At 60.8% G+C, this 12,150-nt stretch carries 14 protein-coding genes; 7 read left to right on the top strand and 7 right to left on the bottom strand.

Translation table 11 applies throughout. The annotated features are described in order from the left end of the window. Positions 1 to 3 precede the first annotated feature (3 nt). Genes ACZ500_RS15905 through ACZ500_RS15915 form a run of 3 tightly spaced genes read right to left on the bottom strand, consistent with a single transcriptional unit; the run spans position 4 to position 1,694 of the window. Positions 4 to 549: a shikimate kinase gene (locus ACZ500_RS15905; protein WP_464228357.1), complete on the bottom strand. Its 546-nt coding sequence runs from the start codon at positions 547 to 549 to the stop codon at positions 4 to 6. After that, positions 546 to 1,079 (bottom strand): LEA/WHy family protein, encoded by a 534-nt coding sequence (locus ACZ500_RS15910; protein WP_464228358.1) that lies wholly within the window; start codon positions 1,077 to 1,079, stop codon positions 546 to 548. Before ACZ500_RS15910 ends, ACZ500_RS15905 begins: the two co-directional genes overlap by 4 nt. A 57-nt stretch (positions 1,080 to 1,136) precedes the next feature. Beyond that, positions 1,137 to 1,694: a class I SAM-dependent methyltransferase gene (locus tag ACZ500_RS15915; RefSeq protein ID WP_464228359.1), complete on the bottom strand. Its 558-nt coding sequence runs from the start codon at positions 1,692 to 1,694 to the stop codon at positions 1,137 to 1,139. A gap of 215 nt (positions 1,695 to 1,909) precedes the next feature. On the opposite strand from ACZ500_RS15915, the gene ACZ500_RS15920 reads away from it, so the two are divergent. Beyond that, positions 1,910 to 2,839 carry a cache domain-containing protein gene (locus ACZ500_RS15920; RefSeq protein ID WP_464228360.1) on the top strand — a complete coding sequence of 310 codons (930 nt, stop codon included), beginning with the start codon at positions 1,910 to 1,912 and terminating at the stop codon, positions 2,837 to 2,839. Positions 2,840 to 2,931: 92 nt separating this feature from the next. Here ACZ500_RS15920 and ACZ500_RS15925 read toward each other — a convergent pair whose 3' ends face one another. Both ACZ500_RS15925 and ACZ500_RS15930 read right to left on the bottom strand, forming a co-directional pair. Next, positions 2,932 to 3,711: an enoyl-CoA hydratase/isomerase family protein gene (locus ACZ500_RS15925; protein WP_464228361.1), complete on the bottom strand. Its 780-nt coding sequence runs from the start codon at positions 3,709 to 3,711 to the stop codon at positions 2,932 to 2,934. 204 nt (positions 3,712 to 3,915) lie between these two features. Continuing rightward, positions 3,916 to 4,302 carry a RidA family protein gene (locus ACZ500_RS15930; RefSeq protein WP_464228362.1) on the bottom strand — a complete coding sequence of 129 codons (387 nt, stop codon included), beginning with the start codon at positions 4,300 to 4,302 and terminating at the stop codon, positions 3,916 to 3,918. A gap of 438 nt (positions 4,303 to 4,740) precedes the next feature. Here ACZ500_RS15930 and ACZ500_RS15935 point away from each other — a divergent pair, with 438 nt between their 5' ends. Continuing rightward, positions 4,741 to 4,893: a hypothetical protein gene (locus ACZ500_RS15935; RefSeq protein ID WP_464228363.1), complete on the top strand. Its 153-nt coding sequence runs from the start codon at positions 4,741 to 4,743 to the stop codon at positions 4,891 to 4,893. 1 nt (position 4,894) lies between these two features. Here ACZ500_RS15935 and ACZ500_RS15940 read toward each other — a convergent pair whose 3' ends face one another. Continuing rightward, on the bottom strand, positions 4,895 to 5,671 hold the full coding sequence (locus ACZ500_RS15940) for an ADP-ribosylglycohydrolase family protein (protein WP_464233068.1): 777 nt from the start codon (positions 5,669 to 5,671) through the stop codon (positions 4,895 to 4,897). A gap of 122 nt (positions 5,672 to 5,793) precedes the next feature. Here ACZ500_RS15940 and ACZ500_RS15945 point away from each other — a divergent pair, with 122 nt between their 5' ends. From ACZ500_RS15945 to ACZ500_RS15965, 5 genes are all read left to right on the top strand, one after another. After that, complete coding sequence (locus ACZ500_RS15945) at positions 5,794 to 6,903, top strand: hypothetical protein (protein WP_464228365.1); 1,110 nt, start codon at positions 5,794 to 5,796, stop codon at positions 6,901 to 6,903. 213 nt (positions 6,904 to 7,116) lie between these two features. Further along, complete coding sequence (locus tag ACZ500_RS15950; protein ID WP_464228366.1) at positions 7,117 to 7,599, top strand: cation:proton antiporter regulatory subunit; 483 nt, start codon at positions 7,117 to 7,119, stop codon at positions 7,597 to 7,599. 49 nt (positions 7,600 to 7,648) lie between these two features. Beyond that, entirely contained in the window at positions 7,649 to 8,833 is a 1,185-nt protein-coding gene (locus ACZ500_RS15955; RefSeq protein WP_464228367.1) for a cation:proton antiporter, read from the top strand. A gap of 233 nt (positions 8,834 to 9,066) precedes the next feature. Next, complete coding sequence (locus tag ACZ500_RS15960) at positions 9,067 to 10,245, top strand: hypothetical protein (RefSeq protein ID WP_464228368.1); 1,179 nt, start codon at positions 9,067 to 9,069, stop codon at positions 10,243 to 10,245. 184 nt (positions 10,246 to 10,429) lie between these two features. Continuing rightward, on the top strand, positions 10,430 to 11,920 hold the full coding sequence (locus tag ACZ500_RS15965) for a helicase HerA-like domain-containing protein (protein ID WP_464228369.1): 1,491 nt from the start codon (positions 10,430 to 10,432) through the stop codon (positions 11,918 to 11,920). 69 nt (positions 11,921 to 11,989) lie between these two features. On the opposite strand, the gene ACZ500_RS15970 is transcribed toward ACZ500_RS15965, so the two are convergent. After that, complete coding sequence (locus ACZ500_RS15970; RefSeq protein WP_464228370.1) at positions 11,990 to 12,139, bottom strand: hypothetical protein; 150 nt, start codon at positions 12,137 to 12,139, stop codon at positions 11,990 to 11,992. Positions 12,140 to 12,150: the final 11 nt, after the last annotated feature.

Consider the following 12,150-nt stretch of genomic DNA (forward strand, 5'->3'; position numbering starts at 1 on the left):
GACTCACATCTTCCTCCCATCGAGGGCATTCATGATCCAAACACAGACGGCTTCCTGCGTCAAATCGGCGCAGTCGATCCGGATGTCTGCATAGCGGTTGTAGAGGGCGAGCCGCTCGCCGTACAGTTCAGTGAAGCTCTGATCCGGCCGCTTGGCGATCCCCCGCGTCGCGTGGTCCCCGATGCGCCGCTCGAGCGTCTCAGCCGCCGCATCGAGAAACACCACAATCCCCGACATCTTGAGATGCGCCATCGCGGCCGCGCTGTAGACCACGCTTCCCCCCGTAGCGAGGACATGGCCCTGCAGGTCGAGTCCGAGCAGGACCCGCTCCTCGATCGCTCGCAGCGCCATGAACCCCTCGCTGTCGACGATCTCCTGGAGCGACCGGCCCTCGGAGGCCTGCAGCAGGACGTCCGTATCCACGAAGCGCATAGCCGTCATTTTGGCGAGAATAACTCCCACAGTGCTCTTCCCGGCGCCAGGCATGCCGATGAGGACGATATTCCGGTTCGATTGGTTCAGTGCCATGCAGTCGGTGCCTTCTTTCATCCTGCAGAATGACGCGCTTCAAAAGAGCTGCGGGAAAGTCCACGCTCCGTACGCACCTTCTCGGAGGCAGAAGGCTGCATCCTGAAACGGCCTTCGCTCTCAAAGGGGACCTTCACCGTTCCATCGCCTTCCGTGGCAACGCGTACAGAACCCTTCACGCTGTAGGCCAGTTCCTCGCGCTCAGGCATTCTCAGAAATCCCCTGAAAAGATCGATCATCGAAGAGTAGACCACGATCGAGACTATCCCCGTATCGAAAGCAGGGATGGTCGCCTCTTCTTTGCCGACACCCGCACCAAAATGCTGCCCGTTCAATACAAGATCGCAGGCAACACCCCGGACAATCAAAGGAAAGTCATTCGGATTCACCACCCTGAGATCCACCTCCAACAGGGTCTCGAAATGCCGGATTTCCTGGATGCGAAGGTCGGAAAGCGTGATCCGCGGCGACTCGACGGAGCGCAGGAGCCCTGCACACCCGCACATCGATGCGGCCGCAAACACCGCATACCCTATCCACTTTGGCAGCATCCGCATTGTTTTCACCCCTCTAAACACTCTCCGCTCACTGACGTAAACCGCACCTTTTCACGGTTTGCGCAGCAGCGCCCTCCGCGCCCGAATATCCAGAAAACCTTCGACCGCCGCCAAACCGGCGGCCTCGGCAAGTGCGGCGGTCTCGCGGAACCGAGCCGCCGAAACATGACCCTTCGGTTCGATGATCAGAATCTTCGCGCCCGGCTTCATGACGGCTGTCACTTCTTCGAAAAACCGCGCCGGCTCCGGCACTTCATGGACCACATGAATCGCCGCCACCCGGTCCACCTTTCCAGCGAGATCCGCAAGCCCCATCCCCCCGGGTCCGCCCTGACGGATGTCGATCCGCCCCACCAGCCCGGCCTTCCGGGCCCGCCGCGAGAGGGCCGAGAGCATTTTGGGCTGAATATCGACTGCCACGACCCTGCCTGTAGGGCCGACCATGCGCGCAAGCGGAAGCGTGAAATACCCCATCGCGCACCCGGGCTCGAGAACGGTCATCCCCTGCTGAACGAGACCGCCCAGCATCGTTTCAGGGTTCTCGATCAGGCGCCTCAGAGGATTCAAAAGGATATAACCAATAAAAGGCGGACAGACTCTTCCAGCCATCATGAACCTCCCATCAGGCCGCGGCCCGGTTTCTTTCGAAGCGCGGCTCTTCGTGACGCTTCCAGGCAAAGAACAGATTTACCCTTGGCCTCTTCCTGGAAATATGTTACGTAGCCCAAGTCGGCTGGTCAAAAGATATCGCGCGGAGGGCCGCCCTTTAATGCGAAGCAAAGACTTCAGTCTTTAGTATACCATTCAAGAGGGAGGTTTCGGAAATGATCTCAGCAAAGAAAAAAATCCCGCTGCCTATGTGCCTGATCGCGCTAACGTATCTCATCCTGATGCATGCTCCGATGACGCGGACGGCAAAAGCCGACGACCGCTCGGATACCGGCGAGGCCCAGGGGGCGGTAATCGCCGTACATTGCGCGGCCGAAGGGCTCGGTGCGCTCTGCCGGGCCCAGGAAGATCCCGCACAACGCATCGCCTCGATCCGCACTTACATCGAGCCGATCCGATTCTACCCGGATCGATCCGGCTATTTTTACGTCTATGATTTCGATTGCCGCAACATCGCGCACGCCACCCAGAAGGATCTGGTCGGCAGGAATCTCTACGACTACCAGGATACAAAAGGCAAGTACGTGATCCGGGAGCTCGCCGAGGCGGCACGGAAAGGCGGCGGATTCGTCACCTATCACTGGATCAAGCCCGGCTCCGAGGGGGACAAGCTGAAGCTGGGCTACGTTGAACCGATCTCAGGGACGGATTATTTCATCGGCACCGGTGTGTACGAGGGGGCCCCCACGGAAGGCGGCGCCGCGCAAGATGCCGCGCTTGGGGAAAAACTCGAACGGACCCTGTGGGAAGATATCCGGAACGAACGCTGGGACCGGGTCGATCCCCGAATCGCTGCGGCCTTCCAATCGGTCCACCAGGACGGCGCCAGCCTGGCCGAGGACGAAAAAGACCTGCTCCGAAAACTGGACCTGGATGAATACGAACTGACGGAATTTGCCGTCACCCGGTCAGGCCCTGTCATCGTGGTCTCCTACAAGGCCGCCGTGGGCGAAACCCTCGGGGGCCAGCGCCAGCCCAGGCGGGCCTCGATGCGCCAGAGCGTCTGGCTTCAAAGCGGCACCAGTTGGCAATGGATCGCCCATGCGAACCTGAACCCCGTGCACCGGCCCAAACTGCATCGCTGATTCGGCCTCGATCCGGAAACGGCCCTCTTCAAAAACCCGGGCGACGAGCCCGGGGGCAACCCAAGGCCACCCGGCCCACCCCCGGCAAACGGTCATCTCCCTTTCCAGACAGGCGTCCGCTTCTCCTTGAAGGCCCGGATGCCTTCAGGGGCATCCTCGGTGCAGCACAGGCGGGCAAACGCCTCGTTCATGTATTCGAAGGCCTGGTGATATCCCATGTCCTCCGCCGTATAAAAGGCCTTTTTGGCGATCTGCAGGGCAACCGGACTTTTCTGGGCCAGAACGGCGGCCCATCGGCGGGTTTCCGTTTCAAGGACCTCTTCGGGGTAGACCCGGTTTACGAGCCCCATCGCCAGGGCCTCCCGCGCCGGGATGAGGTCCCCGAAAAAAAGCATCTCGAGGGCCCGCTTCCTGCCGACGGACCGTGCGACCGGCACAACGGGCCCAATGCAGTTCAGCCCGACATTGATGGCCGTCAAGCCAAAACGCGCCGACTCGCCCGCGACAGCCAGGTCGGCGGCAGCCACCAGGCCCGCGCCGTTCGCCGCAGCGACTCCATGAACCTGGGCGATGACGGGCTTGTACATGCCGCTGATCGCGGCTAGGGGGCGCTCCATGCACCCGATCCACTCCCGGTATTCGAGCGCGCTCTTGCCGTGAAAATCACCGACATCGATGCCCGCACAAAAGGCCTTTCCGGCGCCCTTCACAACAATCACGCGCACCCGCCGATCCGAATCCAGTTCCTGAAGCGCCTGCCCGAGTTCCGTGGCAAGCGCCACGTTAAAGGTGTTGAGGTTGTCTGGACGATTGAGCGTCACATCTGCGACAAAATCATCCCCGATCTCCACGATGATTGTCCCGTATCCCATGCCCCTGCTCCTTACCCCATCGAAACCCGTGTTCCCAATCGGCACCGCCCGCATGAAACGGGCGGCCCGCAGCGTCTATCCGACGTCTTGATTCCCTCGATAGCGGAAAAAGACGCTCGGCGGCGGCCGTCGCCCTCGAGCCTTCTTCCGCCAAGGCCGGAAAATCAGCCCGGGATGAATGGATCATCCCGCTCATTCCGGCAGTCAATCGGCAAGACCGACGTCGGCGATGCACTCGATCTCGATCCTGGCGCCGAGCGGCAGTCCGGCGACCTGCACCGTGGAGCGCGCCGGCCGGTGGTCCCCGAACGCCCTGGCGTACAAGGCGTTCACCACGGCAAACTCCTGCATGTCCACAAGAAAGACCGTCGTCTTCAACACGTCCTTCATCCCCAGGCCTGCCGCCCGCAGGACCTCTTCCACGTTTTTCAGCGCCTGTTCCGCCTGCGCCTCGATGTCCTCACCGGCGAGCTTTCCCGTGCGCGGGTCGATCCCGACCTGCCCCGAACAGAAAAGCAGCCCCCCCGATCTCACCGCCTGAGCGTAAGGCCCCACGGCCGCAGGTGCCTTGTCGGTCGCAATCCTCTCCATGCATCCTCCACTTTCTCGGCGGCCCCTCCCGCACTGCACGGCCGGAGGCCAAACAGACCACTCGCGTGGCATCCATCTTGAAACCATCTTCCCGTAGCCGTGCCGGAACCACCCGGGCACATCTTTCACCGGAGATCCATCAGCGCAACGAGCGGTTGGCGGGAAAACATTTCTCCCATCTTCACCCCTACAGGATTACCTCCCTATCGCCCCCCTCCCGAATCGAATCCATCTGTCGAACCAAGGCCTTCGATACTTCTGCGTAATGTGCCAGAAAACAGAGTGCAACACAATATGCCTTTTCCCCCTGATCTTTCAGACGCGCATCGGAACGTAAACCTTCACCCCGACCCATCTCGAACCGAAAAGAGGATTCTTTGCCACGATCAAGTGTCCATCCAGAAGCTTATCCAGCACAACCCAATTTCCAATCCGGAGATGAGGATTTTCGACCAATATCAAGAAACTCAAACGTTTGCGCTAGGGCGTCTGCAGATCGGCGCACAAACAGATGGGCAGATCGACGCCGAAATCGCCTCAAAAGGCCATTTCCGGATGGAACCCAGCGACGTGCCCGCGCAAAGGCCTTAAATCAACGGGATTCGCAATAGCGACCCATGAACGTTCCGGTGATCGTTCCCAGCCGCTCATCGAGGATTGCGTAAACCTTTCTCTCGAGCGCCTCGGGGACCCCGCCGTAAAAGGCCTGTGCGATGCCGCCCGTGATACAGGCCAGTGTATCGGTATCGCCTCCGAGGGAGACGGCCGTCCGGATCGCGTCCTCGAAGTCCGTGGAATCCAGGAAGGCCCGGATCGCAGGGGGAACGGTCCCCTGGCACGACACGTCGAAGGCGTAGCCCGGGCGGATCTCGCCTGTCGACCGGCTCAGATCGTACTGGAACCGCGTCTCGACAAACGTCCGGATTTCCTCCTTCGATCGCCCGGTTCTAGCCAGGAAAACCGCGGCGGCGACTGCCTGCCCCCCCTTGATTCCTTCGGGGTGGTTGTGGGTCACTGCCGTAAACCCACGTGCCTTTTCAAGAACGGTCGCCAGATCGTCGCAGGCATACCCGACCGGGCTGATGCGCATGGCGGCCCCGTTTCCCCAACTGCCGTAAGGCTCGGAGTCTTCGCCCCGGGCCCAACGATGGAAGCTTCCGCCGTATCCGGCATCTGGATACCACCGGTAGAAGGTCTTCAGATTTTTCACGTAGGGCGTTCCCGTCAGGATCGTGTCTGCCAGAGCGACGGTCTGCACCGTATCGTCGGTGTAGACGCACAGGTCCGAAAACAGAACGAAGTTCTTGGTCTTCATGCGCGTTCCCTCATAGACCGACCCTATGATATCACCCGCTATGGCACCGATCATGACCTCCCCCTCCCGGCCGAAGTCCGCATGATCCTCGAACTCGGTCATGCCCCGGCGCGCCTGGCTGCGCAAGCGGATCGGAGCGAATTGACCCTGTTTCAAAATTACGGTACTGTCTTGGCATGATACCGCAATCACCCCTCTTCCGTACACTGAAATGGGCCCTGGGGGCCGGTATGCTCCTGGGGCTTCCACCGGCGGGTGTCATGCTGGCCGGGCATCCGATCGAGCCCTATCTCGCTTTCCCGCCGCGGACGGATTTCGTGGCGCACGCACCCTTTTCATGGATGGTCTTCTGCGTCTACACCCTCATCGGGACGGCCGCGCTTGCCTTCATCCTCTTTCTGTGGGCCCGGTCCAGAAGCGGCTCGGCCCGCTCCCGTTCTACGAAACGCCCCTTTCCCTGGTGGGGCTGGGCGGGCATCGGCTGGGGAGCCGTCACCTGGCTGCTCGCCTGGACGCGCTTCCCATGGTTCGAGCCCTTTCAGCCGCATACCTTCTTCCCCCTCTGGCTCGGTTTTATTGTCACGATAAACGCCCTGATCTTCAAGCAGGAAGGCCGCTGCCCGTTTTGCGAGCGGCCCGGGCGGTTTCTGCTCCTTTTCTTTCTGAGTGCGGTGTTCTGGTGGTTTTTCGAATACCTCAACCGATTTGTCCAGAACTGGCATTATATCGGCAGCGAATACGACGCCTGGCGCTATGCCCTGTACGCCACCCTCTCCTTTTCGACCGTTCTGCCGGCTGTTCTCTCCACACAGCGCTGGCTGCGCACCCTTCCATGGATCCGCAGGGCCTTTGAAGGAGTCATGCCCATCCGACCCCGACACCCTGCATGCCTCGCCGCAGCGACGATGCTTCTGTCCACTGCTGTTCTCGCCGGCATCGGCGTCTGGCCGGACATCCTCTTTGCGGGCCTCTGGGTAGCACCGCTCCTGATCATGGTCGCCCTGCAGTCCCTGACGGGCAGCCGGCACCCCCTCGAAGGGATCCCCAAGGGGAACTGGCGGGAAGTCGTCAGCTGGGCCCTGGCCGCCCTTCTGTGTGGTTTTTTTTGGGAGATGTGGAACGTAGGAAGCCTTGCCCGCTGGGAATACACCGTGCCTTTTGTCCAGGGTTCCAGGATCTTCGCCATGCCGGTCCTCGGATATGCCGGGTATCTGCCCTTCGGCCTGACGTGCGCGGCTGTCGCCGAAGCGTGGATGGAACCGGAGGAGCGGACCCGGAACGAGTAGGATGTTTTCATGTTTTCGAGGGCACCCGCATATGTTATCTTCCGGTGGAGAAGATCAGGTCTATGCTTTCCATCGGCCCGAACCCCCCGCTCAAAATGGGCGGCCGGTGAGCAGCCCCGGACATTGGCCCGAATGAAGGCCTGACCGGTGCAGCAGCGGTTTTTTTTGCGCGTATGCTATCCCGCACCATGCCCCTGAATGAAAGGAGCCCTTATGAAGGTCAAAACCAGTGAGCTGCCGGGCATCGGCAAGAGCTATTCTTTCGAGACAGCCGAAGGTGCACGTCTGGTTGTTATCGTCCATCACCAGGGCAACCGGGAGATTTACTATTTCGAGGACCCGGACCAGGACGACCCCAATCAAACGTTCCTGTTGACCGACGAGGAGGCCCGCCAGCTCGGGACCATCCTCCTGGGAGTGGACTATCAGCCGATAACCGACGACCGGATGGAATTCCTGATGAAAAACCTGCGGGTGGACTGGCTCAAGGTCGCCCCCGCGAGCTGCCTGGCAGGCAAGTCGATCCTGCAGTCTCAAGTTCGGAAGCGAACGGGCGCAACCATCATTGCCATCCAGCGCGCCGAGACGATGATCGGCAGCCCCGATGTGGACGAGGTGATCCAGCCCGGGGATATCCTGATGTCCATTGGTACGCGCGACCAGACCAAGAGCCTGGAGTCCCTGTGTCAGGGCTGAGCGGAGCCTGCAAGGCCGCAACGACACCCAGTCCCGTAGGGAGAAAGCCATGCCCCAACTGCCCTTTCTGCTCCTCGCAGGACTGATCCTCTGCAGTTTTTTTCTCGTCAGTTTCAGTTCTCAGAAGCTGCGCCTTCCGTCCGTTCTGATCTATATCGTGCTCGGGATTGCACTGACGTCTTTTTTCCGCCAAATCGAAGCCATCCACCTGGCCGGCGAAGTGGGGATCGTCCTCCTGTTCTTCATCCTCGGGCTCGAGTTCCCGCTAGCCCGTATGATCGAGATCTCCCAGCGGATCTGGCCGGCGGGTATGCTGGATGTCTTGCTGAACATCGGCGGCGCCATGCTGCTGGCCCTCCTGTTCGGACTGAATCCTCTGGCGGCCTTCGTGTTGGGATCCGTCGCCTATGCGACCAGTTCCTCCATCTCGGCTAAACTGCTCGAGGAACAGAAACGCCTTGCCAACCCGGAGACGGAGTTCATCCTGGCCCTGCTGATCTTCGAAGACCTGGTCTCCCCGATCCTGGTCTCTTTCATCGCTGCTGCGCGGACGGGCGAAGAAATGACCCTCGGCTTTCTCGGAGCACTCCTCCTCAAAATCATCCTGCTCATGACGGGGGCCATCCTGATCGGCCATTATGCCTTCAAACGGATGGAAGGCTTTCTGGCCAGTCACATGCAGCAGGACTTCATGCCACTCCTGGCCACCGGTATCGCACTTGCCTACGCCGGCGTGGCCATGACTTTGGGGCTTTCCGAAATTCTGGGGGCCTTTCTGGCCGGCATGATGCTTTCCGAAACCGGGAAATCCACCGAGTTCGAGCACCTGATCGCGCCCATCCGGGACATCACCCTTCCCTTCTTCTTTTTCTGGTTCGGAACCACCATCACGCTGGGTGAGGGCGTGCCGTATATCGCCCTGATGGCGGCTATGACATGGTGGGCCGTCGCAGGAAAGATCTTGACCGCCTTTTTCGGGGGGCGCCTCTTCGGATTGAGCCGCAAAACGGCCTGCCGAGCGGCCTTTTCCATGGTCCACCGCGGAGAGTTTTCCGCCGTCATTGCCAGCTTGGCCTTACCCCAACTGCGGATTTTCAGCGGTATTTACATCTTTGCAACCGCAGTCATCGGAGTCGTGTTGTTCCAGAAGGCGCCAGCCACTGCCAACTGGTACATGGAGCGTTGGCCGGACAAGAAAAAAGAGATCAAGGACCGGCCTCGAGCAACCCCTTGAAGCCCCGATCACGACGGCAGATCCACACGAGCTACCGGAATACAGCTCCGCGCAGCCTGTGGAACCCTCTCCAGAGCGATGACTCGGCTCGAACGAGACCTTCCGTTTCAGGACATGGAGACAGGAGCTGTTCGAACTGGTTGATAACGAGTTAGAAATACTGTAGGATCCGGTCCGAATCGCAGGATATGCATCCGCCCAAATGGAATCACCTCTTTCGAATGGAACCACTCATGCCCGAAACCGAAGCCGTTGCAAAAGCGCGAGCGACCATGGCGGAATTCGCCACGGAAACGGGGATCCCGCCTGCCGGCGACCACCCTCCGGTGCGCTATCTCTGGACGGACGCCTTTGCCGTGTGCAATTTCCTGGGCCTTTACCAGGCGACCGGCAGTCCCTCACACCGGCAGCTCGCCGTGAACCTGATCGACCAGGTTCACCACGTCCTGGGCCGACACCGCGAGGACGATTCCCGTAAGGGCTGGATCAGCGGTCTCAGCCACCGGAAGGGTGAAGACCATCCTACGGCGGGCGGACTTCGCATCGGAAAGAAGTTGAACGAGAGAGGCCCATCCGCACCCTTCGACGAACGTCTGGAGTGGAATCGGGACGGACAGTACTTCCATTATCTGACCAAGTGGATGCACGCCCTCGACCGCGCCGGCCGTCTCCTCCAAGAAAACCATTACGGAAGATGGGCCGCGGAGCTGGCCAAGATCGCCTACGCCCGATTTACCTATGCCGCGGCGCATGGCCTGGAAAAACGCATGTACTGGAAGATGAGCATCGATCTTTGCTATCCCCTCGTAAAAGCCATGGGGCACCACGACCCTCTGGATGGCTTCATCACCTTCATGCAGCTCGATTCCAATCCCGGTCGACAGACTGCCAGGGACGAATGGCCCGACCTCGAAACCGAGATCGCCGAACTGGCCGACCTGTGCGCCGCGAAAAACTGGGCAACCGACGATCCACTGGGGATCGGCGGGCTTCTGAGCGATAGCCTCCGCCTGGCCCAGCTGACGGCCCGAGGGGATTTCCTGGGAAACGGGCTGCTCGAGGCCATCCTGGATGCATCGCTCCAAGGCCTCAAGATTTTTACCAAAAGCACCCCGATGAAACAACCAGCCGAACAAAGACTGGCCTTCAGGGAGTTGGGTCTTTCCATCGGCCTGCACGGGCTCGAGCGTGCAGAACGGCTGTTGCTGCATGAAACCGATCTGCCGCTCAAAACCCGGAAACTCCAGGGACTGGTCAACCGCCTGATGAAATACGCGCCGCTCGGTAGAGAAATCGAGGGATTCTGGCTCGATCCCGCCCATCAGGAAACCCTCACATGGAAAGAACATCTCGATATCAACCGGGTGATGCTCGCTACAAGCCTGGCCCCGGATGGGTACCTGAACATTTAGGGCTCTGCCGATCCCTTGATAGTTCAGTCGACGACCTGACGTCCATCCCAAAAGGGGTTTTTTGCCCGATCCCGGCCTCGATCTATATATTTACTTGTACGGCGACTTACCGGCTCCTGGCGGGCGGCGGACGCGGCCGTTTCGGGGCATGTTGCCCATCCCGGGATCTGAAAGGAGGTCATCCGTGAATCGGATCTTGATCGGCAAGGGGGAGCGGCCCGTTCACCTGCTCACACGCTATGCCAACCGTCACGGCCTCGTGGCCGGCGCAACAGGCACCGGCAAGAGCGTCTCGCTCCTCGTGCTGGCAGAGGGTTTTTCACGCCTCGGCGTGCCCGTTTTCATCGCCGACGTCAAAGGCGACATCGCCGGTCTTGCCGTGCCGGGAGTGATGAACGAAAAGATCCGGGAGCGCGTTGACCGGATCGGCATCTCCGATTACACGCAGGAAGGCAATCCCGTCATTTTCTGGGATGTCTACGGTCAGTGCGGCCATCCGGTCAAAGCGACCATCAGCGAGATGGGACCGACCCTGCTCGGCCGGATCCTCGAACTGACCGAGGTCCAGATGGGCGTGCTCGAAATCGTGTTCAGGCTGGCGGACGAGCAGGGTCTGCTGCTGCTCGATCTGGACGACCTGCGGGCCCTGCTAGGGCTCGTTGCAGCCAGCCGCAAAGAGGTTTCGGCGGCTTACGGCCTGGTCAGCGCCCAATCCGTGGCCGCCATTCAACGCGCCCTCCTTTCCCTTGGCGACCGGGAAGCGGAAGCCCTTTTCGGCGAACCGGCCCTCGAACTCCCGGATCTGATGCGCACGGACCTGAGCGGACGCGGAATCATCCACATCCTCACCGCAGACCGGCTGATCCTGAAACCGCGCCTTTACTCGAGTCTGCTCCTCTGGATCCTGTCGGAGCTGTTCGAAAACCTGCCCGAAGCAGGCGACCTCGACGGACCGAAGCTGGTCTGCTTCCTGGACGAGGCTCATCTCCTCTTCGACGATGCACCTCCGGTCCTGCGCCGCCGGGTCGAACAGGCCGTCCGGCTCATCCGCTCCAAAGGCGTGGGGCTCTATTTCTGCTCCCAGTACCCGGACGACCTGCCCAATGACATCCTCGGCCAGCTCGGCAACCGCATCCAGCACACCCTGCGGGCCTTTACCCCGCGCGATCAGAAGGCGGTTCGCTCAGCCGCCGAGACCTTCGCCGTCAATCCCAAGCTCGATGTCGCCCGCGTCATTTCCGAACTTGGCGTCGGAGAGGCCCTGGTCTCGACGCTTCAGGAAAAGGGGCTGCCCATGCCGGTGGAGCGCACCCTGATCTGTCCGCCGCGCTGCCGCATGGGAGCGATCACCCCTGAAGAACGTCTGACTGTAAGGGCGCGCAGTCCGCTCGGCGGGAAGTACGACACGCGGCTGAACCGCGAATCCGCCCACGAGATCCTTGCCCGCCGGACAGCTGCAACAGAGGCATCCGAGCCGCAGACTCCCGGGCGCCGGGCGGAAGCCCCCAGTGAAGACCGCAGCGGGCTCGGCGGGCTCCTGTGGGGGACCAAGCGGCGGCAGGGCATGCTGGAGACCATGGCGAAACAGGCTGCACGCACCATCGGAAGCCAGATCGGCCGACAGATCCTCCGGGGCGTGTTGGGGGGCATTCTGGGCGGATCCAGCCGCCGCTAAATACTCTGCCCATCCGGGAATGATTATCCAGCACGGCCCAGTTTCCAATCCGGAAATGAGGATTTTTCTTCACACCCTTCGGGTGCTCAGTCCCACCGCTTCGCGGCGGGTCCCGGTTTGGCCAATATCAAGGAAATCAAGCGTTTGCAAGGAGGGGACTTGGTGGTTGCCGCACAAGCAAACGTGCAGACTGACGCCGAGATTGGCCAAAAAGGCCATTTCCGGGTGGA

It is taken from the genome of Desulfatiglans parachlorophenolica, from assembly GCF_055394735.1.

Excerpts from the sequence above, each read along its gene's own strand:
- ACZ500_RS15905 (WP_464228357.1), bottom strand. The coding sequence starts at position 549 with ATGAAAGAAGGCACCGACTGCATGGCACTGAACCAATCGAACCGGAAT.
- ACZ500_RS15910 (WP_464228358.1), bottom strand. The coding sequence starts at position 1,079 with ATGCTGCCAAAGTGGATAGGGTATGCGGTGTTTGCGGCCGCATCGATG.
- ACZ500_RS15915 (WP_464228359.1), bottom strand. The coding sequence starts at position 1,694 with ATGGCTGGAAGAGTCTGTCCGCCTTTTATTGGTTATATCCTTTTGAAT.
- ACZ500_RS15920 (WP_464228360.1), top strand. The coding sequence starts at position 1,910 with ATGATCTCAGCAAAGAAAAAAATCCCGCTGCCTATGTGCCTGATCGCG.
- ACZ500_RS15925 (WP_464228361.1), bottom strand. The coding sequence starts at position 3,711 with ATGGGATACGGGACAATCATCGTGGAGATCGGGGATGATTTTGTCGCA.
- ACZ500_RS15930 (WP_464228362.1), bottom strand. The coding sequence starts at position 4,302 with ATGGAGAGGATTGCGACCGACAAGGCACCTGCGGCCGTGGGGCCTTAC.
- ACZ500_RS15935 (WP_464228363.1), top strand. The coding sequence starts at position 4,741 with ATGAGGATTTTCGACCAATATCAAGAAACTCAAACGTTTGCGCTAGGG.
- ACZ500_RS15940 (WP_464233068.1), bottom strand. The coding sequence starts at position 5,671 with ATGATCGGTGCCATAGCGGGTGATATCATAGGGTCGGTCTATGAGGGA.
- ACZ500_RS15945 (WP_464228365.1), top strand. The coding sequence starts at position 5,794 with ATGATACCGCAATCACCCCTCTTCCGTACACTGAAATGGGCCCTGGGG.
- ACZ500_RS15950 (WP_464228366.1), top strand. The coding sequence starts at position 7,117 with ATGAAGGTCAAAACCAGTGAGCTGCCGGGCATCGGCAAGAGCTATTCT.
- ACZ500_RS15955 (WP_464228367.1), top strand. The coding sequence starts at position 7,649 with ATGCCCCAACTGCCCTTTCTGCTCCTCGCAGGACTGATCCTCTGCAGT.
- ACZ500_RS15960 (WP_464228368.1), top strand. The coding sequence starts at position 9,067 with ATGCCCGAAACCGAAGCCGTTGCAAAAGCGCGAGCGACCATGGCGGAA.
- ACZ500_RS15970 (WP_464228370.1), bottom strand. The coding sequence starts at position 12,139 with ATGGCCTTTTTGGCCAATCTCGGCGTCAGTCTGCACGTTTGCTTGTGC.